Origin of the sequence: Mycobacterium sp. DL99 (assembly GCF_004762045.1) — a bacterium.
Classification (GTDB): Bacteria; Actinomycetota; Actinomycetes; order Mycobacteriales; family Mycobacteriaceae; genus Mycobacterium.
Map to the genome: position 1 here is coordinate 5,154,441 of NZ_SJOM01000007.1, position 25,755 is coordinate 5,180,195.

The window sequence follows — 25,755 nt, forward strand, 5'->3', positions numbered from 1 at the left end:
GTGGTATTCGGCGACCGACGGCGGCGGGACGCACCGGCCGTCAAGCCGTCGCGACGCTATTCGGCGTTGCCGCCTGACGCCGGCTTCGCGTCGTCCTTCTTGCCATCGTCCTTCTTGTCGTGGACGGCCTTCTTGATACCGGCCGCCTTCGCGTCGTCGACCGCCTTCTTCACCCCGGCGGTTACCCGGTCGTTCAGGCGGTTGACGCTGTAGTCGACCCGCTTCACCGCACCCTTGACCACGCGGACCGGTCTCTTCGGTGCCGAGTCAGCGACAGGACCATCCGTCACCGCGGAATCTTCAGCCTCCGCAAGCTTTTTCGGGGTGTCCTCCGGCTCGGACTGCGTCAAGGTGTCCACCACGTCGGGCTGCTTCTCGGTCAACGCCGGAGTGTCGAGCGTGACGGCCCGGAACGGTGCAGAGAGCCCGAGCGTTGTGTCCACCGCGGGGGTACGCAGGTCAGCAGTGTCGAACGTGGGTGCGGGTGGCGGTGCGGTTGCCAGCGCGGTAGCGATCCCCAGCTGGGCGGACTCGATGCCAGTGACGATCGACCTGGCGCCGTCGCCGAGGGAGATGAGGAAATTCCTCGTCCCATCGACAGTAGCGTCGACGATATTGCTCAGGTCGAAGGTCAGGACGGCAGCGACGAGGTCTTGCGTGCCCTGAATGAACGCAGTCGCGACACCGCTGCCCGCAGCCAGAAATCCGTTGGCCACGTCGATGACCGCCTGGGGCCACGCCGCCGACAGCGCCGCCTCGACCACCAGGTACTTCTGGTTGCGCCAGATCGCCGAATCCAGCAGCGGTTGGCCCACTGCGACCACCGAGTCACGGACCGCCTGCGCGAAAGTGTCGAAGGCGCCGACGAAATCGAGGGCGAAGATCTGCTGGACGATTTCCACCGTGACGCCGGGGATGGCCAGCACCGACTGAGCCAGACCGATGCCGGCCTGACCGAGCCCGCGCAGGTAGACCGCCCAGTTTTCGGCCCAGTTGCGGATCTGCTGCCGGACGATCGGCAGCGTCAGGATGTAGGGAATCTCGATGGCGTTGAGCGCCACCTCCGACGAAGACGAGATTGCCGTGGGCGCGACGGGAAGGTCCTTCGCCGGCCACGACGGCGAGATCGGTGCCATCGCCACCGCACTTGCGCCGACGAGCGCCACTCCTGTCATGAGCCACGGGCGTACCGAAACATCCATGCGCAACCCCGATCCTGAGAACCTGAGAATTGACTGAGACAGCCCCGAACACTAGTCCGCTGGGCGGGCCATGACGCGTTGACGCGCCAAAGAGGGAAATCGACAGACCTGCTGCCTTGTTCAAGCCGATTGCTTCCGGCGGGGCCGCCGAGAGCGTATCCATTAGGCAGGCTCACACAACTGCCTGACCTCCGATGGAGAGGACCCGACATGCGTGCCATCCGGATGGAGCAGTTCGGCGACCCCGCGCAGGTGCTCCGCGTCGTCGACATCGAGGAGCCGCCGCCACCGGGTCCGCATGAGGTTCTGTTGAGCGTTGAGGTCTCGCCGTTGAACAAACACGACCTACTGGTTGTCACCGGCATGCTGGCGCGGCCACCCCTGCCCCACATACCGGGCGCTGAGGGGGTCGCCCGCGTGCTTGCCACCGGCGCCGAGGTCGGTGGAGTTAAAGTCGGCGACCTCGTCGTGCTGCCCCTGTATGCCGGTGCGTGGCGTGAGCGGCTCGTCGTACCCGCCGACGGCCTGTTCGCACTCCCCGCCGGCGGCAGCATCGAGCAGTACTCGATGCTGGGCAGCAATCCCCCGACAGCAGGGTTGATGCTCAGTGAATGCACCCCCCTGCAGCCCGGTGACTGGGTGGTTCAGAACGCCGCGAACTCCGGTGTGGGACGGTCATTGATCGCGCTGGCCAAGCTTCGTGGATTGAAGACGATCAACCTCGTCCGTGACGACACAACGTTCGCCGAGCTCACCGCAGCCGGGGCCGACGTGGTCCACGTCGATGACCCCGATGCGGTCGGCGATGTTCGAGCAGTGATCGGAGACGCCCGGGTGGCGCTGGCAGTCGAAGCCGTCGGCGGACCAGGAGTGGCGCGGCTACTCGAATTGCTTTCCGACGGTGGATTGTTGGTCAGCTATTCGTGGGCCAGGGACGAACCCATGTGGGTCGACACCTCGACACTGGTCGGCAAGCACCTCACCGTCCGCGGGTTCTTTGTCGGCGACTTCGACTACCGCGACAAGGTGGTGCCTGTCATTCGCGAGGCGGCACCGCTGGTGGCCGACGGCACCCTCGTTGTCCCCGTGGCGGCCGTGTATCCCCTGGACCGCATCCAGGACGCGGTGCAGCATCTCCTCCGTGGCGGCAAGATCCTGCTGAATGTGGCGGGTGACGGTTAGCTGGCGCGTCGATAACGTTGCTACCAGCACTTTTACGGTGCCCCCAGTCGGACTCGAACCGACACTGTGCGGATTTTAAGTCCGCTGCCTCTGCCAATTGGGCTATGGGGGCGATCGGTAGCACCGTACCTGGCCGCGGGGTCGCCACCGGCCACCCCTGAGCGGGACTGCCCCCACATCACAAGCCAAAGCCAAGTCCGCCGCAAGTGCCACCCGGCACGGTAGGCGTATGAACAGCCCCACGCAGCCGACGACTTCCATTCGGGTCACGCCACGCCACGACGGCGACCCCGCTCCTGATCTTCTGGGCATCACCCTGGCCCACCGCGCAATGATCACCGATGTCGGCCGCGTCGCAGAGTTGACCGAGGAAATCGCCGAGGGCCGCATCCTGTGCGCGCCCAACCGGGCAAAGGCAGTGGCGCGATATGTCGATCTGCTGTGCGACTCCATCCATCACCATCACAGGCTCGAGGACCAGGTGTTGTGGCCGGTGATCAACGCCTCCGCCGGGACCGATGTGGACCTGACCGAACTGACCGAAGACCACACGGCGCTGGATCCTCGCCTGGACGGGATACGTGCCTTGGCCAAGTCGTTTGGGCTGTCGGGCGGCCACAACATTGCCGCGATCCCGCTGAAGGCCGCACTCCGAGAGCTGCACACCATGCTGCGCGACCACGTCGCCGACGAGGAGCGTGAGCTGTTTCCGGTGATCCGGCGGCACGTCTCCGTCGCCAACTGGGCCATGGTCGAGAAGGCCGCACAACGGGGCGGGCGGTTGTCCTTCGACGGGCCGCGCACGCTGGCGGTGATGACCGGTGACGAGCGGGCCGCGCTGACCGACGAAGTCAGCCCGGTGCTACTGGCTCTGATCAAGCTGATGGCGGTGCGGCACCGGCGATTCGAGCGCCGGGTGTTCGGCTGACCGGCTCAGAGGATCAGCCGGGGCAACGTCCGCGCGGAGGTGACGCATTCGCGCCCTCGGGGGTGCGCTTGGTTGAATGTGTCCCAGGGGTGGGACAGCGACGGGGGCCGCATATGCCAAGCAGTATCGCCAATTCGATTGCCGTAGTTGCCGAACGGATCGCGGCAGCACTTGGACCACGGGCGATGCGGGTGATCGCTCACATCAACAAGTACGTCACCAACCCGCTGCAGCGACTGTGGGCAGCCCGGGTGCCGTACATGGCGATCATCGAGCACACCGGCCGGAAGTCCGGCAAGCCGTACCGGACCCCGGTGATGGCCTTCGTCGACAGCAAGTCGGTCTCGGTCGTGCTGAATTACGGCGAGCACTCCGATTGGGTGCGCAATGTCCGGTCCGCCCGTTCGGCCCGGATGACCCACCGCGGCCGCCAGTACCAGCTCACCAATCCCCGCATCATCCCGGCCACGGACCAGAAAGCGCGGTTCGTCGCCACGGTGACGCCGGTTTTGACGCCTGGGTCGTGAAAATCGTGACAGCGCGACCCTGGTGTCGAAAGCGACGTCGTGGCCATCGAATGCGGTGTGTCCGGCAGCAGATGCGCACGCTCGCGCAGATGAGTGGCCAGATAAGGCCAGATGAGGGACACCACCCGGCGTAGGCTGCGCATATCCCGACGCCCGGGAGGCTGCGATGCCCGAACTGGCCATCGAACTGCGCGATGTGGTGCGCGAGTACAAGGTCGGCGGTCAGACAGTGCGCGCTCTCGATGAGATCAGCTTGCGCCTGGTCGGCGGGCAATTCGTGTCGATCATCGGCCCGTCAGGCGCAGGTAAGAGCACGTTGTTGCATCTGCTGGGCGCGCTGGATTCCCCCGATTCCGGCTCGATCACCTTCGACGGCGAGGAGATCGGCCGGCTGGGCGACGAGCAGCAGTCGGCGTTCCGTCACCACCGGGTGGGCTTCGTCTTCCAGTTCTTCAACCTGCTGCCGACCCTGTCGGCCTGGGAGAACGTGGCCGTCCCGAAGCTGCTCGACGGGGTCCGGCTGGGCAAGGTCAAACCGCAGGCCGTGGAACTGCTGGACCGCGTCGGCCTCGGCAATCGGACCGAGCACCGGCCGTCCGAACTGTCCGGCGGCCAGATGCAACGTGTCGCGGTGGCCCGGGCCATGATGATGGACCCGCCGCTGATCCTCGCCGACGAACCCACCGGCAATCTCGATTCGACCACCGGCGCAGCGATCTTGACCCTGCTGGGCGAGGTCTCCCACGAGGAGGGCCGCGGTCGGTTGGTGGTGATGGTGACCCACAACGCCGACGCGGCGGCGGCCACTGATCGGGTGATCACCCTGCAGGACGGCCGGCTCGGCTCCGACGAGATGTCAGTGGTTCCGGGGTGACGCACCGCGCACGCGAGGAGCACCCCAGACACCCCTCCGCGATAGCTGCCGCAGCGAGTCGGCTCCGGGTGTTCAGCCTGCGCGAACTCACCGTGCACCGGCGGCGCACAATCGCCTCGATCGCCGTAATGGCAGTGTCGGCAATGTATCTCGTCGCGATCCTCGGCATCTTCGGGTCGATCACCGGGTCGGTGAACCGGCTCGCCGACGGAGTCGCCGGCATCGCCGCGCTCGAAGTATCGGGCGTCACCGACGCGGGATTCCCCGACTCCGTCCTGGCCGACGTCGCCAAGGTTCCGGGCGTCGCCACCGCCGCACCGATGATCCGGATGTCCGCGCCCACCGCGACCGAGCCGGTGCTGCTGTTCGGCGCCGACGACCGCAGCCGCGCATTGGAAGGCGCGCTGAAAGATGCGGTCGGGGTGCACGTTGCCGCGCCGTCCGGCACGGCCGAGGGTGTCCGCGTCGGGCCCGCCGTCGGTCACGCGAAAGGCGAGACGTTCCAACTCGGCTCGGGATCGGTGACCGTCGCCGAGGTCCTTGAGGGCAAGCAACTCGCGGACCTCAACGGCGGCCACTACGTACTGGCCCCACTTCCGTTGGCGCAGACCGTCACTGGCCGACAAGGGCAGCTCGACTCGATCCTGATCACCACCACGCCGGGTGCCGACCTCAACACGGTTCGCGACCAGGTCACCGCGGCCGTGAACGGCCGGGCCATCGTCGCCGCGCCGAGCCTGCGGGCCGCCCGGGCCGGTGACGGCGTCAAGTTGATGAACTACATGGCGTTGATGGGCGCGGCGGTCGCGCTGGTGGTCGGCGCGTTCCTGATCTACACGACGATGACCATGGCGATCGCCCAACGCCGCCCGGTCATCTCGATGCTGCGCGCCATCGGCGGCCGGCGCGCGACCATCGTCCGCGACATGCTCGCCGAGGCGACGATCCTCGGGCTGATCGGCGGCACCGTCGGCTCCCTGCTCGGAATAGCACTGGGCCGCATGGCGATCGGCCGGCTTCCACCGACGGTGACTCAGGGCCTCGAAGCCCGCATCGAGTACTGGCTGCCCAGCTACGCGATCCCGGTGGCCATCGCCGCCACCGCACTGACCAGTGTGGCGGCGTCGGCGATGGCGGCCCGGCAGGTGTACAAGGTCTCGCCCATCGAGGCGCTGGCCCCGGTCGGGGTGTCGGCCGCGGACAACGTTCCGCGCTGGCTGCGCGTCACCGTCGGAATCGCGGCCGTGGCGGCGCTGGCCGCGTCGATCCTGATCGTGTTCTACCAACCGGGATCCCTGGCGTTCGTGGCCATCGCCGCGTTGTTCACCGCGCAGATCGCGCTCGGTTTCGCGCTCGCCGGGCCCATCGTCAAGGCCACCGCCGCCGTGGCGCGCCTGTTCGGCTCGGCCGGAGCCCTCGCCGCGGCGACGGTCGAACGTGCCCCGCGGCGCGTGTGGGCGACCGTGATGACCGTGCTGATCGCCGTCGTCACGACTGTGGTGATAACCGGGACGAACAACGACATGATCCGGTCGGCGCGTGACGTCTTCGCGCCGGTCGCCGGCGTCGACGTCTGGGTGAGTGCCAATTCGCCCGACCAGTACCCCACCGGCCTACTGCCGCAAGGTCTTTCCGAGAAGGTGGCCGGGGTGCCCGGGGTCGCGACGGTCACCGAAGGGGCCCTGGGTTTCGCCGTCGTCGGCGGCACCCGCGTCATGCTCGACGGATTCGCCGCCGGCAGCCACGACGCCCTCTTCCGCGCCCTCGATGACCGGGTCCGCACCGACGCGCTGGCCGGCCGCGGCGTGGTGCTCTCGCAGAATCTGGGGAAGACGCTCGACGTCCGGGTGGGTGACGAACTGGAGTTGCAGACCCCGCACGGCCCGCAGCGCACGACGGTGCTGGCCCTGGTGCCCTACTTCTCGACGGTGATCGGCACCGTCGGGATGGGCCTCGATCAGATGCGCGCGTGGTTCGACCGGCCGGGCGCGACGACACTGCAGGTCACCGCGGCCGAGGGCACCAATCGCGACCGGCTACTGGCCGACGTCCGAGCTGTGGTGCCCGCGCCGAACTACACCTACGGCGGCCGGACCGCGCTGGCCGGCCTCGAGGCGCCGCTGCACCAGAGCATGCTGATCGCCAATGCCGTGTGGATCATCGTGGTGTTCGTCGCCGCCGTCGCGCTGCTGAACACACTGACACTGTCGGTGCTCGAGCGGCGCCGTGAGATCGGGGTCCTGCGGGCGATGGGATCCAGCCGCCGCTACACGTTGGCCATGGTGCTGGCCGAGGCAGCGGCCATCGGCATCGTGGGCGGAGTCCTGGGGTTGCTGATCGGGCTCGTCGATCAGTGGCTGTTCAGCCTGGTCAGCGGGGACATCATGAATTTCAACGTCACGTTCCGGCCGAGTCCGATGGCGCTGGTCTTCACTCTCGGCGCACTGGCGATCAGCCTGCTGGGGTCGTTGCCGCCGGCGCGACGGGCCGCGCGGCTCAACATCATCGAGGCCGTCAGCGTCGAATAGTCGCGACTCCCCGCAGATGGGGCGTGCATGGTGGCGGCACCAACGTCCGGCGGGTGCTGCGTAGGCCGCTGGTGTCGAATCCCGCTGCGGCGATGGCCTCGACGGTGCGGCGGTTCGGCTCGCAGCCCGACGACAACCACGACCACGGTCCCGCGATCAGGTCCTGGAACCGTCCCATCAAGCCTTCACCGCGTACGTGCTCGAGCACGACCAACCGGCCATCGGGCGCCAGCACGCGCCGGATCTCGGCGAGCGTGGCCGCCACATCGTCGACCGAACACAACACCAGACCGACGTGGACCGAGTCGAAACTGTTGTCCGGAAAAGGAATCGATTCACCCGATCCGTCGACGACATCGGCCTCGACACCGTGGCGCCGCGCCAGGGCACACGCCATCCGCCGCATCGCCGCATCCGGCTCCACCGCTGCCACTGAGGTCACCGCGGCAGGCAGGAACAGCAGATCGGTTCCCGGGCCGAGCCCCACCAACAGCAAGCGGCCCGTCGCATGGCTCATCGCCTCCCGGCGGTACCGGCGATAGAACAGCCGGTCGAACACCGGCATGCCGAACCGATACACGTACGGGAACAACGGATTACGACGCCTCAATCCACGCCCCCCAGGTCCATTCGAAACGGTGGGTATTCGTCCCTCATCAGCGAGACGTACACGGCGACCCGGTAACGCCATCGCACGATTCCCATCAGGAGGTCGAACATGCTCTGCGAGACCTTCCCCCGGGCCAGCAACCGCACCGCGGAGATGACGCAGATCACCTGCAGCAGCGGCTCCATCGCCCAGCACACGATGATCTGCGGGAGCCCCAACAGCCACCACTTCACCAGCACCGCCCACCTTGAGAGTTCCTCGGGATAGTCGACCTCGAGATCGCCCGGATAGTCGGCCCGGGGTTTGAGGGTAAATGGGGGGTACTGGTCGGTGGTGTTCATCGGGAACCGGTAATTCATCACCCGCCACGACCAGCGCAACACTCCGACGTTGAAATCGAACAGACGCCGCGGATACCGGCCGGTGAACAGGATCGCGATACCCGCGGCGAACACCGCCAACGGGTACACCAGGTAGAGACCGATCAGTATCGGATAGTGCGGAAAGGCCAGCACGCACCACTTGACGAGCCACAGCCGGTTCGACGGCGCATCGATCGCACCCCGCACCCGCACGGCCTCAGCGGGCATGTTCATCACTGCCGGCCGTCGTCGCCGTGGCGAGGTGACGGCTGATTCCAGCGGCCATCCGGCGGTGGCTCACCGCCCGCAGGAACGTCGCCAACACCCAGGTCATGGCCCGGTCCGGGACCATCGCCGCCGGCCGCAGCACGGCCTCACCGTGCGACACCTGCAACGAGGCCACCCGGGATACCGCTGCGACCCGGCGTCGGCGGGTCTTCTCGTACCAGCGCAGCGCGCCGAGCAGATCGCCGTTGGCATCCCGGCGGAAATCCGAAATCGCCTTGCACAACACCATCGTGTCGAGCAACGCCTGGTTGGTCCCCTGCGCCAGCGTCGGCGGCATCGTGTGGGCCGCATCGCCCAACAACGTCAACGCGCCGTGGCCCGGCCCGGGGATGGGATGGCGGAAATGCGGATAGGGCGAGCGGGCCAGATCAGCGTCGGTCAACGTCGCGAGCACGCGATCGACCAACTCGGACCACCCGGTGAAATTGGCGCGGATCACCTCGATCGGGCGTTCCGGCCTGACAAAGTCCGGCGACCACGGCAGATCGAACCACCACTGCACCTCGGTGCCTCCGGCCGGCCACAGGCCGAGGTTCCCGTGCTCCCCGACGATGACGAAGGCGACGCGCCGATCCGCCCCGTCCGGGAGCGTGGCCAGTCCTTGCCAACTGCACCAGCCCGTCGGCTCCGCGTGCCGTGCGCCGACGATCTCGCGAACCTTGGAGTGCAGGCCGTCCGCGCCGATCACCAGATCTCCTTCGGCACAACTGCCGTCGGCGAAATCGACCCGCACCCCACGGCTGCCGTTTGCGACCCCGACCACCTGAGAATTGCACCGAATCCGTTGGGCCGGAAAACCTTCCAGCAGGCGTTCGAGCAGCACCCGGCGTGGAACCATTCGAACCGGCGCGCCCATCCGATTCACGATCGCCGTCACGTCCAGGGTGGTCATCGGGCGTCCCGTCGACGTCATCACCCGCACGGTGGACAGCTCCTGACCGGCGCCCTTCATCCCGACACCGAGCTGGCGTAGCACAGTTTCGCCGTTGGACCAGATGGTGACGGCGCCGCCACCGGCCCGCACCTCAGGGCGCTGCTCGAACACCGCGACGTCATGACCGTCCCGCAACAATCCGCGAGCGATGGAGATGCCACCCACCCCGGCGCCGACAACGAGGATCCGCAGCGGCCCTTGCGGCGCTGACTGGACGTGGTGCCGACCCTGGGGCCGATTGGAGCCCACGGCTCAATTTATGTCCGGTGCAGGGCCGCTGTACAGGTTTGTTCGGTTCCGGCCTAGCGAGATCCGCCCAGCCCCGCCGAGATGACCACCACCGGCCGCGGGAAACGCAGCGTCGCGCAGGCATCATCGAGTGTCATCTCGATGGATCGGCCCAGCTCGGACAGGTCATCGGGGCCCGTGGTGAAGTCGAGCCCACCGCCGCCGATCCACACCCGAGTGAGCACGACAGCGTGTGTCCGGCGAATGTCAGCCATCTGCCTGATCACGTCACCGACCGCCTCCGGAAAACCGGTGAAACAGTCCTCACCCGAACCGATTTCGCGATACATACCGACAAGGTCGAGCCGAGGCCCGTTCAGGACCGCGCTCACTGTGTCGGCAGCCGTCGCACCGAGGATCACTCGCTGCCGACGGTGCCGCACGGCACAGGAGACCAGCAGATGAACCTGCTCGACGCTGTTGGCCACCACCCGGCCCACCCCGAGGTTGGCGCTACAGAACACCAGTTCGTCACCGTCGAAACCCTCGGCGTGCACCACCAGGCGCATCGGATGGATACCCGTCCCGATCGCCGCCGCCAGATCTCCGCTGCTGCGCACCTCGACCGCCAGACCGTGATCGCGGGCCCATCTGGCCACGCTGTTGTCCCGCAGCGCCCCGGCCGGCAGGGCCAGTTCAACGGGATCAAGCGAGCGACACCACGTGGCGCACCGGTGCATCGCCTCGTGCTCGGGCGAGCGCGGCGGCATCGCCGTCGATGTGGACCACAACCCTGTCGTCAGTGTCACCAGAACCTCTTCTTCACCGCGCCGCGGCCGAGTGCCGCAGGCGCCTGCTTCGAGCCTTCCGCTGCCACCATGGCTGGGCCAGGATATTTGCGGGGTCTTGACGCGACTGGACGAAACATTCACGCGGCGTTGATATCCCGCGGCAACAATGCGTGAACGGACGGGGCCACGGTCAGCGCCGGCCGCGGGAAGCGGTAGCGCGCACACTGCTCGTCGAGCACCTCACCGAGCGCATCGGCCACCCGGCGCAGCGCCCACGGATGCAGACCGAACAGGCCACCGTCCATGCCCGCCAGGCTGATCCGGCTCAGCAGTACCGAATGGCTGCGCCTGATCACGGCCATGTCGGCAAGCGCCGATCGCAATGCCCCGAGCCCGATCGGGTCATGCGCCGGGTCCGGCGTGCAGTGCAGACCCACGAGGTCAAGCTGACGGTGCTTCAGCACCTCGGCGACCACAGCAGGCATTTCATTGCCCATACCGACGAGCACGTGCTCACGCCGCTGCGCGCCGCGGGCGAGGGCTGCGGCCTGCTGATCGGAGTCCACGACAAGCCGCGCGGCCTGCCCCATCCCGGCGCTCGCTATCGCGGCCGCGTTGCGCGGGTGCATCACGAGTTGTGACGACCGGATGCCCGATGCGAGGGCCAGGTTGAGCTCCGCTGCGGTCAGGACATCGACGGTGACACGGTGGCGGCGTATCCAGGCCGCGGCCGGTTCGAAGCTCAGCAGTTCAGCGGGGTAGCTTACCGACGATCCTTTGAAAGCGCTGCGCCACAACGCACAACGCCTCAGTACCACGGACTCGTCCAGCAACGCCTGGGGCTGCTCGACGTAATAGGTGGTCACGCTGCGCTCAGTCCCCCGATCGCGACGGAGGTGGAAAGAACCACCAACGGCCTCGGGAATCTCAGCGTTCCGCAGGCATCGTCGAGCGACTCGTCGATCTCTGTGGCGATCCGCTGCAATTCAGCCGCCCATGTCACGGGTGGGATGATCCGGCCGCAGCCGAGCCCGAGACGGGTGAGCAGGACACCGTGGTCGTGACGGACCTGGGTCATCTCGGCGATCATCTGCCCGATCGCGGCCGGGTAGCTGATGAAATCGTCGTCACCGGTACCGATGTCACAATGCAGCCCAACCAGATTCAGCCTGTCGTGCCCGACGACTGCCGCCATCGCGGCGTCTGACTCGTTGCTGTCGAATCTGAAGCCGCACGGTACGGCACCGGTCAGCGCGCGCATGGTCACGCTCGCGTCGGACATCCGGATGACTACGTCCTGCTTTTGCACGACAACCGATCTCAGGATCTCAATCTGCTGAACCGTGCCGACCACGATGTGGCCGAACCCGAGGTTGGCCGCCGCACGCAACTCCGGCTCACGGAGTCCATCGGCGAAGACCGTGACATGCGAGAGCGGAATGCTTGCCGCGACCACGCCCGCTATGTCGGCTCCTGAACGCACATCGATACTCACCTGCTGATCCCTCGCCCACTTGGCCACCGCGCTATTGCCCAGAACCGCGGCAGGCAGGGGCACCTCCGCAGTGCGGAATGCTCTGCGGTAGTTCTGGTAGCGCACCAGGTCCTCGCCCCGAGGGTCGGCCGCGGGAGTTCGGAAGACATCGGCTCCGCTCACGGCCGCGCGGGCGCGGGGTGTCTGTGCGGACCACACGTGCATCAGGAAATCCGAGAGAGTCACCGGGAACTTGTTCTTCCTCAAACGCGGCCCTGGCCCGTTGCCAGTGGCCATCCTCCGACGATCCCGCAATCGGAGCACCGGCCACCAGGCTCTTTGCGGTCTCTTGACACCTTGGGGCCCAACCTTGACGCGGCCTTGATCACTGCAGCGCGTCGGCGACCGGACCGACCACGAGCGCCGGTAGGAACTCCAATCCGACGAGCAGCAGGGTGGTGGCCAGGGTCAGCACGACGAAGGTCGGCGTGTGGGTCCGCAACGTGCCGGCGGTGACGACACCGGGACGTTGCGCGGCGAAAGTCCCGGCAATGGCCAGGACCGCGATGATCGGCAGAAAGCGGCCGATCACCATCGCGATCGCCAGCGCGACGTTGAACCAGGTGGTGTTCCCGCTGAACCCGGCGAAGCCACTGCCGTTGTTGGCCGCCGAACTGGTGAAGGCGTACAGCACCTCGGAGAGCCCGTGCGGCCCGGTGTTGAGCATCGCCGCGCGCTGGCCGGGCAGCGCCATGGCGATCGCGGTGCCGACCAGGACCGCGATCGGCAGGGCCAGGAGGTACAGGCTGACGAGCTTCATGTGCCTGGCCTGTAGGCGTTGTTTGAGGTACTCGGGTGTCGTGCCGACCATCAGCCCGCCGAGGAATACCGCCAGCAGCACCATCATCACCAGGCCGTACAGGCCGCTGCCGGCACCACCGGGGGCCACCTCGCCGAGCATCATGTTCAGCATCAGCACCGCGCCCCCGAGGCTGGCGAAACTGTCGTACGACGAGTTCGCGGCGCCGTCCCCGGTCGCCGTGGCCGCCTGGCCGAATGTCGCGCTCCCGGGCACACCGAACCGCATCTCGGTGCCCTCCACCGGCGCACCCACCGCATCTACGACGGTGCCGTGCGGCACCGACGTCGCCGCGACCAGTGCCACCGTCGCCAGCACGTACAGCGATGCGACGACGGCGAAGAGCGCCCAACCCTGCCTGCGGTCCCCGACCATCACCCCGAAGGTCCGCAGGAACGCCACCGGGATCAGCAGCATCGCAACGATTTCCACGACGTTGGTCAACGGTGTCGGGTTTTCGAAGGGATGCGCACTGTTGACGTTGAATGCGCCACCACCGTCACCCGACATCAACTTGATCGACTCCCACGTGGCCACCGGACCACCGAGCAACGTCTGGCTGCCACCGGCGATGGTCGAAACGTCCTGGGCGCCATGGATGTTGTTGACGACACCGAGGGCCAGCAGGATCAGCGTGACGATCACCGACAGCGGCAGCAGGATCCGGACCACAGTGCGCACCAGATCCACCCAGAAGTTGCCGATCTCCTGGTTCTGATACTGTCCCAGCCCGCGGATCAATACCACCGCAACGCACATGCCGACCGCGAGGCTCGCAAAGGCCTGAACACCGAGGCCCGCCACCAGACCGACGTGACCGAGAGTCGCCTCGCCCGGGTAGTTCTGCCAACTGGTATTGGTCGTAAATGAAATTGCCGTATTGAACGCTAATGCCGGCGTCATCCCTTTATGGCCCCACGGTTCGGGCAAATGCACCTGAAAAAGCAACAGCCCGTACAGCAGCAGAACACTGACCGCTGAAAATGCCAGGACCGCGCTCAGGTAGCCCGTCCAACGTTGCTGACCGTCCGGCTGCACCCCAACCAGACGGTAGATCAGCCGCTCCACCCGCCAATCGGTGCGTGCGGTGTACACGGCCGCGATGTAGTTACCCAGCGGGACATGCAGAAATACGACGAGGACAGCGATCGCAATCAGCTGGCCCCAGGCCGCCGTTCCCCACAACGATGGATTGTCGATGGCTCCAGCTCCTTCACGCGGCGACACTCTCGGCACACGGTAGGAACCTGCGCCGCGGGAATTCGACGGCGATTACGCATTTCCTACGCCGCAACCCGGCGCTGTTGACGCCATCTTTACGCCGTTGACGAGGGCCTCCGCGGTCCCCGGGAAAGAACCCGTAAAGGTCCGGCAGCCGAGCGTAAAGAAGACATAAAGATCGTCGCCGGCCGACCGCAACAGACGGACGCTTGATCAGTCGCCGAGATCCGGCGGCCCCAAAAACGTGTTGGAGAACCCATGTCCGTAGTGGTGTTCATCGTGCTGACAGTGGCGATCTTTGCGCTGCTGGGCCTGGTGCAGAAGTTGGTCGAGGGACTGTGAGCTACGAAAACGTCGTCGGCCTGGGCCTGGCGATCCTGATCGCGCTGTTTCTCTTCGCGGCGCTGCTGTTTCCGGAGAGGTTCTAGTGACTACTACAACCGCGGGGATCGTTTTCCTCGTCGTTCTCATCGTCGCGGTCGCGGCTGTCCACGTGCCGCTCGGCGACTACATGTACCGCGTCTACACGACCGACAAGCACTCAGGTGCCGAACATGTCATCTACCGGCTGATCGGCGCCGATCCGAAGGCCGAACAGACCTGGGGCGCCTACGCCCGCAGCGTGCTGGCCTTCTCCGCCATCAGCGTCCTGTTCCTGTTCATCTTGCAGCTGGTGCAAGGCAAGTTGCCGCTGCACCTGAACGATCCAGGCACCCCGATGACACCGGCGCTGGCCTGGAACACCGCCATCAGCTTCGTCACCAACACGAACTGGCAGGCCTATTCGGGTGAATCCACCCAGGGCCACCTGGTGCAGATGGCCGGCCTGGCGGTGCAGAACTTCGTCTCAGCCGCAGTCGGCATGGCCGTGGCGATGGCCTTCGTTCGTGGCCTGGTCCGGCGCAACACCGGTGAGCTCGGCAACTTCTGGGTCGACCTGGTGCGTGGCAACCTGCGTATCCTGCTGCCGATTTCGGTCGTCGGCGCGCTGATCCTGGTCGGCGGAGGCGCCATCCAGAACTTCGCCCTGCACAGTGAGGTCGTCAACACGCTCGTCGGCGGCACCCAGACCATCCCGGGCGGCCCGGTCGCTAGCCAGGAAGTCATCAAGCTGCTCGGTACCAACGGCGGCGGCTTCTACAACGCCAACTCCGCGCACCCGTTCGAGAACCCCACCACCTGGACCAACTGGGTGGAGATCTTCCTGATCCTGATGATCCCGTTCTCGTTGCCGCGGACCTTCGGCCGCATGGTCGGCAGCCCGAAGCAGGGTTACGCGATCGCCGCCGCGATGGCGGTCATCGCCACCGTCAGCGTCAGCCTGATGATGCTGTTCCAGTTGCAGGCTCATGGCACCGTCCCCACCGCCACCGGCGCCGCGATGGAAGGCGTCGAGCAGCGGTTCGGCATCGCCAACTCGGCGGTGTTCGCGGATGCGACCACGCTGACGTCGACCGGTGCGGTGGACTCGTTCCACGATTCGTACACCAGCCTCGGCGGCATGATCACGATGTTCAACATGCAGCTCGGTGAGGTGGCTCCCGGCGGTGTGGGCTCCGGCCTCTACGGCATGTTGGTGCTGGCGATCATCACGGTGTTCGTCGCTGGGCTGATGGTCGGCCGCACCCCGGAATACCTGGGCAAGAAGATCACCCCGCGGGAGATCAAGCTAGCCGCAACGTATTTCCTGATCACACCGTTGCTCGTGCTGACCGGCACCGCGGTGGCGATGGCCATGCCCGGTCAACGGGCAGGCATGCTCAACACCGGACCACACGGTCTGTCGGAAGTGCTGTACGCGTTCACTTCAGCCTCCAACAACAACGGTTCCGCCTTCGCCGGTATCAGCGTCAACACCGAGTGGTACAACACCGCCCTCGGCCTCGCGATGGTGTTCGGCCGATTCCTGCCGATCATCTTCGTGCTGGCACTGGCCGGATCACTGGCCAAACAGGGCAAGACGCCCGAATCCATCGGCACGTTGCCCACCCATCGACCCCAGTTCGTCGGCATGGTCGCCGGCGTCACGCTGATCCTGGTCGCCCTCACCTTCTTGCCCATGCTTGCGCTCGGGCCCCTTGCTGAAGGAATTCACTGATGTCAGTACCTACCCTCGATTCACCGTCCGCCGCTCAGTCGAAACCCACTGGTTCCACGCGAATCAAGGGCGGTCTGCTGGACCCGAAGATGCTGTGGAAGTCGACGCCCGATGCGCTGCGCAAGCTCAACCCACGCACGCTGTGGCGCAACCCCGTCATGTTCATCGTCGAGATCGGCGCGGTCTGGAGCACCATCCTGGCCGTCCTCAACCCATCCTGGTTCTCCGGGCTGATCGTCATCTGGCTATGGCTGACGGTCATCTTCGCCAACCTGGCCGAGGCCGTCGCCGAGGGGCGCGGCAAGGCCCAGGCCGAGTCGCTGCGGAAGACCAAGACCTCCACCATGGCCCGCCGGCTGACGGGCTGGGCTCCGGGTAACCCCGGCCGCGAAGAAGAGGTCGCCGCTCCGCTGCTGCAGCAGGGCGATGTCGTCGTGGTCGAGGCCGGCCAGGTCATCCCCGGAGACGGCGATGTCGTGGAAGGCATTGCCTCGGTGGATGAATCGGCGATCACCGGTGAATCGGCCCCCGTCATCCGGGAGTCCGGTGGCGACCGGAGCGCCGTCACCGGCGGCACCACGGTGTTGAGTGACCGCATCGTCGTGCAGATCACCCAGAAGCCCGGCGAGAGCTTCATCGACCGGATGATCAACCTCGTCGAGGGCGCCAACCGGCAGAAGACCCCCAACGAGATCGCGCTCAACATCCTGCTGGCCTCGTTGACGATCATCTTCGTCTTCGCCGTCGCGACCCTGCAGCCGCTGGCCATCTTCTCCAAGGTCAACAACCCGGGCGTCGCAGACACCCTCGCGCTCAACGGAAACGGCATCTCGGGCATCGTCATGGTGTCGCTGCTGGTGTGCCTGATCCCCACCACCATCGGCGCCCTGCTCTCGGCGATCGGCATCGCCGGCATGGACCGGCTGGTGCAGCGCAACGTGCTGGCCATGTCCGGCCGCGCCGTCGAGGCAGCCGGCGACGTCAACACCCTGCTGCTCGACAAGACCGGAACCATCACGCTCGGCAACCGCCAGGCCGCGGCCTTCGTACCGCTGTCCGGTGTCGCCGAAGCCCAACTGGCCGATGCGGCACAGCTGTCCAGCCTGGCCGACGAGACCCCCGAGGGCCGCTCGATCGTGGTGTTCGCCAAGCAGCAGTACGGTCTGCGGGGTCGCACACCCGGTGAACTCGACCAGGCGCACTGGGTGGAATTCAGCGCCAACACCCGGATGTCCGGCGTCGACCTCTCCGGCGACCACCGGCTGCGCAAGGGCGCGGCGGGCGCGGTCGCCGAATGGATCCGCTCCGAAGGCGGCCTGGTACCAACCGAACTCGGCGACATCGTGGACGGGATCTCCGCCGCCGGCGGCACGCCGCTGGTGGTCGGACATGTGGTCGACGGCAAGGCCGAAGTGCTCGGCGTCATCCACCTCAAGGACGTCGTCAAGCAGGGCATGCGGGAACGCTTCGACGAGATGCGCCGCATGGGCATCCGCACCGTGATGATCACCGGAGACAATCCGTTGACCGCCAAGGCCATCGCCGACGAGGCCGGTGTGGACGACTTCCTCGCCGAGGCCACGCCCGAGGACAAGATGGCGCTGATCAAGAAGGAGCAGGCCGGCGGCAAGCTCGTCGCCATGACCGGTGACGGCACCAACGACGCACCCGCACTGGCCCAGGCCGACGTCGGCGTCGCGATGAACAGCGGCACCTCGGCGGCCAAAGAGGCCGGAAACATGGTCGATCTCGACTCCGACCCGACCAAGCTCATCGAGATCGTCGAGATCGGCAAGCAGTTGCTGATCACCCGCGGGGCACTGACCACCTTCTCGATCGCCAACGACATCGCGAAGTACTTCGCGATCATCCCGGCGTTGTTCGTGGCCCTGTTCCCCGGCCTGGATCTGCTGAACATCATGCGGCTGCACAGCCCGCAATCGGCGATCCTGTCCGCGGTGATCTTCAACGCGATCATCATCGTGGCGCTGATCCCGTTGGCACTCAAGGGTGTTCGATACACCCCCAGCAGTGCGTCCAAGCTGTTGAGCCGCAACCTCTACGTGTACGGCCTCGGCGGCATCATCGCACCGTTCATCGGCATCAAGTTGATCGACTTGGTGGTCCAACTCTTCCCGGGAATGTGACATGAAATTCTCCAACCTGCTTCGCCAACATGCAGCCGCCCTGCGGGCCCTGCTGGTGCTCACGGTGATCCTGGGTATCGGCTATCCGGTCTTCATCTGGCTGGTGGCTCAGATCCCGGGGCTACGCGACCGGGCCGACGGATCGCTGATCGATATGAACGGAAAGCCGGTGGGCAGCAGCCTGATCGGTCAGTCCTTCACCGACGCCGACGGCAATCCCCTGCCCCGCTACTTCCAGAGCCGTCCGTCGATGGCCGGTGACGGGTATGACCCCATGGCCACCAGCGCGAGCAACCTCGGCCCGGAAAGCGTCGTCGATACTCCGGACAAGCCGAGCCTGCTCACCCAGGTGTGCTCTCGCAGCGCCGCCGTCGGCGAGCTCGACGGCGTCGACGGCGCCCGCCCGTTCTGCACCGGAGGCGGCGTCGGCGCGGTGCTGTCGGTGATCGGGCCGCGGGACGCCCGCGGAAACGTCGTGCACCCGACTCAGGTGGTCAGCGTCAACGAGCCGTGCGACACCACGAAGACGCCGTTCCTGAACAGCTATGAGGGCGTGCGGGTCGAATGTGCAAAGGCGGGCGAGGACTACAGCGCCGGCCAGATCGTGCCGATCCGCGGCAGCGCGCCTGCCGATCCGCAGGTGCCGGCCGACGCGGTGACCGCCAGCGGCAGCGGGCTCGACCCGCACATCTCGTTGGCTTACGCGGATCTGCAGGTCAACCGGGTGGCCAAGGCCCGCGGTCTCAACCCCGATCTGGTCCGCGCCATGGTCGGCCAGCACACCGACGGACGCACCCTCGGTTTCTTCGGCGAACCGCGGGTCAACGTGCTCGAACTCAACATCGCCCTCGACTCGCTGTAGGCACGAGGATGATGGTCTTGTGAACACGCCGTCGACCGGCCCCGCCAAACGCGGAGAGCTGCGCATATATCTGGGCGCAGCTCCCGGCGTGGGCAAGACCTACGCGATGCTCGGCGAGGCGCACCGCAGGCTCGAACGCGGCACCGACGTGGTTGCCGCGGTGGTCGAAACGCACGGGCGCAAGAAAACCGCCGATCTGCTCGACGGCATCGAGACCATTCCGCCGCGCTACGTCGAGTACCGGGGAGGCCAGTTCCCCGAACTCGACGTAGCTGCGGTGCTGGCCCGCCATCCGCAGGTGGTGTTGGTCGACGAGCTCGCCCACACCAACACCCCGGGCAGCAAGAACCCCAAGCGCTGGCAAGACGTCGAGGAACTGCTCGACGCCGGGATCACCGTGATCACGACCGTCAACGTCCAGCACCTGGAAAGCCTCAACGATGTGGTCACCCAGATCACCGGAATCGAGCAGCAGGAGAAGGTTCCCGACGAGGTGGTCCGGGCAGCCGACCAGATCGAGCTGGTCGACATCACCCCGGAGGCGCTGCGCCGCAGGCTGTCCCACGGCAACGTGTACGCACCCGAACGTGTCGACGCCGCCCTGTCGAACTACTTCCGGCGCGGAAACCTCACCGCGCTGCGAGAACTGGCCCTGCTGTGGCTGGCCGACCAGGTCGACGCCGCACTGGCCAAGTACCGCGCCGACAACAAGATCACCGACACCTGGGAAGCCCGCGAACGCGTGGTGGTCGCCGTCACCGGCGGCAGCGAGTCGGAAACGCTGGTGCGCAGGGCATCCCGCATCGCCTCGAAATCAAGTGCCGAACTCATGGTGGTGCACGTCGTTCGCGGGGACGGACTGTCGGGTGTCTCGGCCCCCCAGATGGGCAAGGTGCGAGAGCTGGCCCTGAGCCTGGGTGCCACCCTGCACACCGTCGTCGGAGACGACGTACCCACGGCGCTACTGGATTTCGCGCGCGAACGCAACGCCACCCAGTTGGTGCTCGGCACGTCGAGGCGGTCCCGGTGGGCCCGGATGTTCGACGAGGGCATCGGTGCCGCCGTGGTGCAGCACTCGGGCAAGATCGACGTGCACATGGTGACCCATGAGCAGGCCCGCCGCGGCTTCGGCTGGTCGACGGCCACCCCACGGCAGCGCCACATCGCGTCCTGGCTTGCCAGCCTTGTGGTTCCGTCGGCCATCTGCGTGGCGATCGTGACCCTGCTGGACCCCTACCTCGGGGTCAGCGGCGAGAGCGCCCTGTTCTTCATCGGCGTGCTGATCGTCGCACTCCTCGGCGGCGTCGCACCTGCCGGACTGTCAGCCCTGCTGTCCGGGCTGCTGCTGAACTACTTCCTGGTCGACCCGCGTCACACGTTCACCATCTCCGAACCCGACAGCGCGGTCACCGTCGTCGTACTGCTGTTGGTCGCGGTGGCGGTCGCGGCGCTGGTCGACGGCGCCGCGAGCCGGGCCCGCGAAGCCAGGAAGGCCTCGCAGGAAGCCGAGCTGTTGACGCTGTTCGCCGGGTCGGTGCTGCGCGGTGCCGACCTGACCACCCTGCTGGAACGGCTGCAAGAGACGTACTCCCAACGGGCGGTGAGCCTGCTGCGGGAACACAATGGGACCGCAGAGATCGTGGCCTGCGTCGGCACCAAGCCGTGTGCCGACGTGGACACCGCCGACACCGCGATCGAAGTCGGGGACGACGAGTTCTGGCTGCTGATGTCGGGACGCAAACTGGCCGCGCGGGATCGCCGCGTGCTGAGCGCCGTCGCCAAACAGGCTGCCGGACTGGTCAAACAGCGCGAGCTCACCGAGGAGGCCGGCAAGGCCGAGGCCATCGCGCAGGCCGATGAACTGCGCCGCTCGCTGCTCTCCGCGGTCAGCCATGACCTGCGCACCCCGCTGGCCGCGGCCAAGGCGGCGGCCAGCAGCCTGCGCAGCGAGGACATCGACTTCTCGGACGAGGACACCGCTGAACTACTGGCCACCATCGAGGAATCCGTCGACGCACTCACCGCGCTCGTCGGCAACCTACTGGACTCCTCGCGGCTGTCTGCCGGAGTGGTCCGCCCCGAGCTGCGCCGGGTGTACCTGGAGGAGACGACGCAGCGCGCGCTGCTGGGAATCAGCAAGGGTGCCACCGGATTCACCCGCGAGGGTCTGGACCGGGTGAAGGTCGAGGTCGGTGATGCCGTCGCGATGGCCGACGCCGGGCTGCTGGAGCGGGTGCTGGCCAATCTGATCGACAACGCCCTGCGGTATGCCCCTGACGGGCCGATCCGGGTCAGCGCCGGGCAGGTGGCCGACCGGGTACTGATCGCGGTCATCGACGAGGGGCCCGGAATGCCGCGCGGGGCCGAGGAACAACTGTTCGCGCCGTTCCAGCGCCTCGGCGATCACAACACCAGCATCGGCGTCGGGCTGGGCCTGTCCGTTGCCCGCGGCTTCGTCGAAGCCATGGGCGGGACCATCTCGGCGACCGATACCCCCGGCGGTGGCCTGACCGTCGAAATCGACCTTGCTGCACCGCCGAAGGACGAATCAGCATGACATCCACCAATCCCGCCAAGACCCGCGTCCTGGTGATCGACGACGAACCGCAGATCCTCCGTGCGCTGCGGATCAACCTGTCGGTGCGCGGCTACGAGGTCGACACCGCCACCAACGGCGGGCAGGGCCTGCGCTCCGCCGCTGATCACCGGCCCGATGTGATCGTGCTCGATCTCGGCCTGCCCGACATGTCGGGCATCGAGGTGCTGGCCGGCCTTCGCGGTTGGCTGTCGGCACCGGTGATCGTGCTCTCGGCCCGCACCGACTCGTCCGACAAGGTGGAGGCGCTCGATGCCGGCGCCGATGACTACGTCACCAAACCCTTTGGCATGGACGAGTTCCTGGCCCGGCTGCGCGCCGCGGTGCGCCGCGGCGCGGCGGCGTCCGAAACCGATGAGCCCGTCATCGAAACCTCCTCGTTCACCGTCGATCTCGCGTCCAAGAAGGTGACCAAGAACAACCACGAGGTGCACCTGACCCCCACCGAGTGGGGCATGCTGGAGATGCTGGTGCGCAACCGAGGCAAGTTGGTGGGCCGCGAAGAACTGCTGCGCGAAGTGTGGGGACCGGCCTACGCGAAGGAAACCCACTATCTGCGGGTCTATCTGGCGCAGCTGCGTCGCAAGCTCGAGAATGATCCGTCACATCCGGTGCACCTGCTGACCGAGGCGGGGATGGGGTACCGCTTCCAGGAGTGACTTCTTCCGCCGAGCAGACGTAAAACTGCCCCTTTTCACGTGAAAAGGGGCAGTTTTACGTCTGCTCGCGCTAAGTGGTGACCAGCATCGGTAACCGCTCCCACCCACGCACCGTCGACGTGGGTGACAACGCCGCATCGTCGAGATCCACGTCCCAGTCTGGGAATCGGGTGAGTATCTCGTCGAGCGCGATGCGGGCCTCGATGCGGGCCAGCGCGGCACCCAGGCAGAAATGCGCTCCGTGCCCGAACGCCAGGTGCATACCGATGTCGCGGTGGATGTCGAAACGGTCCGGTTCGGCGTAGCGGCGCTCGTCGCGGTTGGCCGCGGCCATCACGATCAACAATGCGCTGCCGGCGGGAACCGTGTGCCCGTGCCACTCGGCATCGACTGCCAGGGAGCGGGCCGCATGCGGCGCCGGGTTCTCGAACCGCAGGATCTCCTCAATTGCGTTGGGCACCAATGACCGGTCGCGCACCAATTCCCGGCGCTGATCCGGATGCTCGGCGAGCACCTTGACCGTCCATCCGATCAGCCGGGCACTGGTTTCGTTGCCCGCCCCGGCGATGACGTGCACATAGGTCAGCAGTTCGCGCCGGGTCAGCCGGCGCCGGGTGCCGGTCTGGTCTTCGAACTCGACATTGAGCAGGTCGGTCATGATGTCGTCGGACGGATGTTCGACGCGCCAGTCGATGTAGTCGGCGAAAGCCCCGCCCAGCGCCATGTTCTGTTCGTTGATCCGCATGCCGCGTCCGGCCTTGGTGCGCATGTTGGCATTGCTCATCTCGCGGATCGCGATCTGGTCGGCGTCGGGAATGCCCATCAGCATGCTGATCACCCGCATCGGCATCTGCGCGGCGAACTCACTGATCACATCGAACCGCCCGGCGCCGGTCAGCGGATCGAGGTACTCGGTGCAGTACACCCGGATCGCCGGTTCCAGTGCGGCCACCTTGCGCGGGGTGAACACCCGCGACATCAGGGTGCGGTGGATGGTGTGGCTGGGCGGATCCTCGGCGACGACGATGCCGGGCGGCATCTCGACACCGGACTTGATGAATTCCAGGACATTGCCCCGCCCGGAGATGAAGGTGTCGCGGTCGATCAGAGCCCGCTCGACATCCCCGTAGCGACTGACCGCGAAGAAATCGTGCGTTGCGTTGTAATACAGCGGCGCCTCGTCCCGCAACCGGCGGTAGGTCGGATAAGGGTCGCGCGCGATCTCGACGTTGTACGGGTCGTAGTCGATGTCGACAGTCATGCCGGCTCCTCGTCGTCCCGGCAATCCTGACCCCGGCCACCCGCATCGGCGTGAGTACCGCGCTACCCGAATTGCCGCGCAACGACCGGTGACCGCGCGTGAGCGACCACCGGGCGCGGGCAGGCCACCGACCAGCGACAATCACCGATTTCGACTGGCCGGACACGCTACGGTGCCGGTATGTCAGGTGATCGTGCCCTTTATCGTGGTCTCTTCGAGGCCAGCCTCAACGACCCGGCCGCCTTCTGGGCCGACGCCGCCAAAGCGGTGACCTGGACGTCCGAGCCGCAGCGCATACTCGACGACACCAACCCGCCGTTCTACCGCTGGTTCCCTGACGGTGAGCTCAACACCTGCGCCAATGCCCTGGACCGGCACGTCGCCGAGCGCGGCGATCAGACCGCGCTGATCTACGATTCCCCCGTCACCGGCACCAAAGCCACGTACACCTACCGCGAGTTGCGCGACGCCACCGCCCGGTTCGCCGGGGCCTTGCGCGGGCTCGGGGTGAACAAGGGCGATCTGGTGGTGATCTACATGCCGATGGTGCCCGAGGCCGTCATCGCAATGCTGGCCTGCGCCCGGCTCGGCGCGGTGCACTCGGTGGTGTTCGGCGGGTTCGCCGCGCACGAACTGGCCGCCCGGATCGACGATGCCCGCCCGGTGGTCGTGGTGAGCGCGTCCTGCGGCATCGAGCCGACGCGCATCGTCGAGTACAAGCCCATGCTGGACGCGGCACTGGAGATCGCCGAGCACAAGCCCCGGGCCTGCGTCATCCTGCAACGCGAGCAGTGTCCGTGCGAGCTGATCGACGGGCGCGATCACGACTGGCAGCAACTGATGGCCGACGCCGCACCGGCCGATCCGGTGCCGGTGGCCGCGACCGACCCGCTGTACGTGCTCTACACGTCGGGCACCACCGGTAAACCCAAGGGCATCGTCCGCGACAACGGCGGGCACGCGGTGGCCCTGCTGTGGAGCATGCGCCACATCTACGACGTGGCGCCGGGCGATGTGTTCTGGGCCGCCTCCGACGTCGGCTGGGTGGTCGGCCACTCCTACATCGTGTACGCGCCATTGCTTTTGGGCGCGACAACCGTTCTCTACGAAGGCAAACCGATCGGCACCCCCGACGCCGGGGCGTTCTGGCGAGTGGCCGCCGAGTACGGCGTCAAGGCGCTGTTCACCGCCCCGACCGCGATCCGCGCGATCAAAAAGGAAGATCCCGACGCCACACGTCTGGCCGATTACGACCTGTCCGGGCTCAAGTACCTGTTCCAGGCCGGCGAGCGCCTCGACCCCGACACCTATCACTGGGCCGCCGACAAACTCGGCATCCCCGTGGTAGACCACTGGTGGCAGACCGAAACCGGTTGGGCCATAGCTGCAGATCCGATGGGCGTCGAGCCTCTACCGATCAAGGCCGGCTCGGCCACGGTGCCGATGCCCGGCTACGACGTACAGATCCTGCGTTCCGACGGCACCCGGTGCGAGGCCGACGAGGAAGGCGCCATCTGCATCAAGCTGCCGCTGCCCCCGGGCACACTGCCCACACTGTGGGGCGACGACCACCGCTACGTCGCGGCCTATCTGTCGGCGTTCACCGGGTACTACCTCACCGGCGACGGCGGCTACGTGGACTCCGACGGCTACCTCTTCGTGATGGGCCGCACCGACGACGTGATCAACGTTGCCGGACACCGGTTGTCGACCGGATCGATCGAGGCCGTGCTGGCCGACCATCCCTCGGTGGCCGAATGCGCGGTGATCGGTGTCGCCGACGAACTCAAGGGACAGGTGCCGCGCGGCTTCGTGGTGCTCAAGACCGGGGCCTCGACTGAGGGGATCACCCAGGAGCTCGTCGACCGGGTGCGGGAAAACATCGGCGCGGTGGCGGTTTTCAAGAAGGTCGACGTGGTCGCGGCGCTGCCGAAGACCCGTTCGGGCAAGATCCTGCGCAAGACCATGCGGGGTATCGCCGACGGCCTGGACGAGCCGGTGCCCTCCACCATCGAGGATCCCGCGGTGCTCGACGCGCTCAAGGACGTCCTGCGCCCCTGAGGCCTTCCGCCGAGCAGACGTAAAACTGCCCCAAATCCACTAATTTTGGGCAGTTTTGCGTCT

General features: G+C 66.7%; 21 protein-coding genes and 1 tRNA gene. 12 read left to right on the forward strand and 10 right to left on the reverse strand.

The window, feature by feature from the left end; genetic code table 11:
• Positions 1-56: 56 nt before the first annotated feature.
• Entirely contained in the window at positions 57-1,175 is a 1,119-nt protein-coding gene (locus tag EYZ64_RS25155) for a hypothetical protein (protein ID WP_135457748.1), read from the reverse strand.
• Between the two features lie 237 nt (positions 1,176-1,412).
• Here EYZ64_RS25155 and EYZ64_RS25160 point away from each other — a divergent pair, with 237 nt between their 5' ends.
• The gene (locus EYZ64_RS25160; protein WP_135457750.1) at positions 1,413-2,384 is read left to right on the forward strand and encodes a zinc-dependent alcohol dehydrogenase family protein; all 972 of its coding nucleotides are present in this window, start codon (positions 1,413-1,415) and stop codon (positions 2,382-2,384) included.
• Positions 2,385-2,422: 38 nt separating this feature from the next.
• Here EYZ64_RS25160 and EYZ64_RS25165 read toward each other — a convergent pair.
• A tRNA-Leu gene (locus tag EYZ64_RS25165) sits at positions 2,423-2,496 on the reverse strand.
• Between the two features lie 117 nt (positions 2,497-2,613).
• Between EYZ64_RS25165 and EYZ64_RS25170 the strand changes: the two genes are divergently transcribed.
• From EYZ64_RS25170 to EYZ64_RS25185, 4 genes are all read left to right on the forward strand, one after another.
• Positions 2,614-3,312, forward strand: a complete 699-nt coding sequence (locus EYZ64_RS25170; protein ID WP_135457752.1) for a hemerythrin domain-containing protein — start codon at positions 2,614-2,616, stop codon at positions 3,310-3,312.
• Positions 3,313-3,425: 113 nt separating this feature from the next.
• A complete protein-coding gene (locus tag EYZ64_RS25175; RefSeq protein WP_135457754.1) occupies positions 3,426-3,839 on the forward strand; it encodes a nitroreductase family deazaflavin-dependent oxidoreductase in 414 nt (137 codons plus the stop codon).
• Positions 3,840-4,005: 166 nt separating this feature from the next.
• Positions 4,006-4,713: an ABC transporter ATP-binding protein gene (locus tag EYZ64_RS25180; RefSeq protein ID WP_502702989.1), complete on the forward strand. Its 708-nt coding sequence runs from the start codon at positions 4,006-4,008 to the stop codon at positions 4,711-4,713.
• A 128-nt stretch (positions 4,714-4,841) separates the two neighbouring features.
• Positions 4,842-7,241 (forward strand): ABC transporter permease, encoded by a 2,400-nt coding sequence (locus EYZ64_RS25185; protein WP_286175333.1) that lies wholly within the window; start codon positions 4,842-4,844, stop codon positions 7,239-7,241.
• Here EYZ64_RS25185 and EYZ64_RS25190 read toward each other — a convergent pair.
• The 7 genes from EYZ64_RS25190 to kdpA (EYZ64_RS25220) all read right to left on the reverse strand — a co-directional run bounded on the left by EYZ64_RS25190 (position 7,228) and on the right by kdpA (EYZ64_RS25220) (position 13,972).
• Positions 7,228-7,851: a class I SAM-dependent methyltransferase gene (locus EYZ64_RS25190; RefSeq protein ID WP_135457756.1), complete on the reverse strand. Its 624-nt coding sequence runs from the start codon at positions 7,849-7,851 to the stop codon at positions 7,228-7,230. The two genes, EYZ64_RS25185 and EYZ64_RS25190, sit on opposite strands and share 14 nt — an antisense overlap.
• Positions 7,848-8,420: a DUF4389 domain-containing protein gene (locus EYZ64_RS25195; protein ID WP_135460241.1), complete on the reverse strand. Its 573-nt coding sequence runs from the start codon at positions 8,418-8,420 to the stop codon at positions 7,848-7,850. Before EYZ64_RS25195 ends, EYZ64_RS25190 begins: the two co-directional genes overlap by 4 nt.
• A gap of 10 nt (positions 8,421-8,430) precedes the next feature.
• Positions 8,431-9,621, reverse strand: a complete 1,191-nt coding sequence (locus EYZ64_RS25200) for an FAD-dependent oxidoreductase (RefSeq protein ID WP_135460242.1) — start codon at positions 9,619-9,621, stop codon at positions 8,431-8,433.
• A 116-nt stretch (positions 9,622-9,737) separates the two neighbouring features.
• Complete coding sequence (locus EYZ64_RS25205) at positions 9,738-10,472, reverse strand: type III PLP-dependent enzyme domain-containing protein (RefSeq protein ID WP_286175122.1); 735 nt, start codon at positions 10,470-10,472, stop codon at positions 9,738-9,740.
• Positions 10,473-10,591: 119 nt separating this feature from the next.
• Entirely contained in the window at positions 10,592-11,320 is a 729-nt protein-coding gene (locus tag EYZ64_RS25210; RefSeq protein ID WP_135457758.1) for a type III PLP-dependent enzyme domain-containing protein, read from the reverse strand.
• Positions 11,317-12,174 carry a type III PLP-dependent enzyme domain-containing protein gene (locus EYZ64_RS25215; protein ID WP_167857962.1) on the reverse strand — a complete coding sequence of 286 codons (858 nt, stop codon included), beginning with the start codon at positions 12,172-12,174 and terminating at the stop codon, positions 11,317-11,319. Before EYZ64_RS25215 ends, EYZ64_RS25210 begins: the two co-directional genes overlap by 4 nt.
• A gap of 139 nt (positions 12,175-12,313) precedes the next feature.
• Positions 12,314-13,972, reverse strand: coding sequence for a potassium-transporting ATPase subunit KdpA (kdpA, locus tag EYZ64_RS25220; RefSeq protein ID WP_135460244.1), 1,659 nt, complete (start codon positions 13,970-13,972; stop codon positions 12,314-12,316).
• Between the two features lie 374 nt (positions 13,973-14,346).
• Between kdpA (EYZ64_RS25220) and EYZ64_RS25230 the strand changes: the two genes are divergently transcribed.
• From EYZ64_RS25230 to EYZ64_RS25255, 6 genes are read left to right on the forward strand one after another with little or no spacing between them, the layout of a single operon-like run.
• Complete coding sequence (locus tag EYZ64_RS25230; RefSeq protein ID WP_019347277.1) at positions 14,347-14,436, forward strand: potassium-transporting ATPase subunit F; 90 nt, start codon at positions 14,347-14,349, stop codon at positions 14,434-14,436.
• Positions 14,436-16,106: a potassium-transporting ATPase subunit KdpA gene (kdpA, locus tag EYZ64_RS25235; protein ID WP_135457762.1), complete on the forward strand. Its 1,671-nt coding sequence runs from the start codon at positions 14,436-14,438 to the stop codon at positions 16,104-16,106. The genes EYZ64_RS25230 and kdpA (EYZ64_RS25235) overlap by 1 nt, the downstream gene beginning before the upstream one ends.
• Complete coding sequence (gene kdpB, locus EYZ64_RS25240) at positions 16,106-18,253, forward strand: potassium-transporting ATPase subunit KdpB (RefSeq protein ID WP_135457765.1); 2,148 nt, start codon at positions 16,106-16,108, stop codon at positions 18,251-18,253. The genes kdpA (EYZ64_RS25235) and kdpB overlap by 1 nt, the downstream gene beginning before the upstream one ends.
• Position 18,254: 1 nt before the next feature.
• Positions 18,255-19,115, forward strand: coding sequence for a potassium-transporting ATPase subunit C (locus EYZ64_RS25245; protein WP_135457767.1), 861 nt, complete (start codon positions 18,255-18,257; stop codon positions 19,113-19,115).
• A 19-nt stretch (positions 19,116-19,134) separates the two neighbouring features.
• The gene (locus EYZ64_RS25250; protein ID WP_135457769.1) at positions 19,135-21,672 is read left to right on the forward strand and encodes a DUF4118 domain-containing protein; all 2,538 of its coding nucleotides are present in this window, start codon (positions 19,135-19,137) and stop codon (positions 21,670-21,672) included.
• A complete protein-coding gene (locus EYZ64_RS25255) occupies positions 21,669-22,370 on the forward strand; it encodes a response regulator (RefSeq protein WP_135457772.1) in 702 nt (233 codons plus the stop codon). The genes EYZ64_RS25250 and EYZ64_RS25255 overlap by 4 nt, the downstream gene beginning before the upstream one ends.
• A 70-nt stretch (positions 22,371-22,440) precedes the next feature.
• On the opposite strand, the gene EYZ64_RS25260 is transcribed toward EYZ64_RS25255, so the two are convergent.
• Positions 22,441-23,631, reverse strand: a complete 1,191-nt coding sequence (locus EYZ64_RS25260) for a cytochrome P450 (protein ID WP_135457774.1) — start codon at positions 23,629-23,631, stop codon at positions 22,441-22,443.
• Positions 23,632-23,811: 180 nt separating this feature from the next.
• On the opposite strand from EYZ64_RS25260, the gene EYZ64_RS25265 reads away from it, so the two are divergent.
• Positions 23,812-25,692 carry a propionyl-CoA synthetase gene (locus tag EYZ64_RS25265; RefSeq protein WP_135457776.1) on the forward strand — a complete coding sequence of 627 codons (1,881 nt, stop codon included), beginning with the start codon at positions 23,812-23,814 and terminating at the stop codon, positions 25,690-25,692.
• The last annotated feature ends 63 nt before the right edge of the window (positions 25,693-25,755 follow it).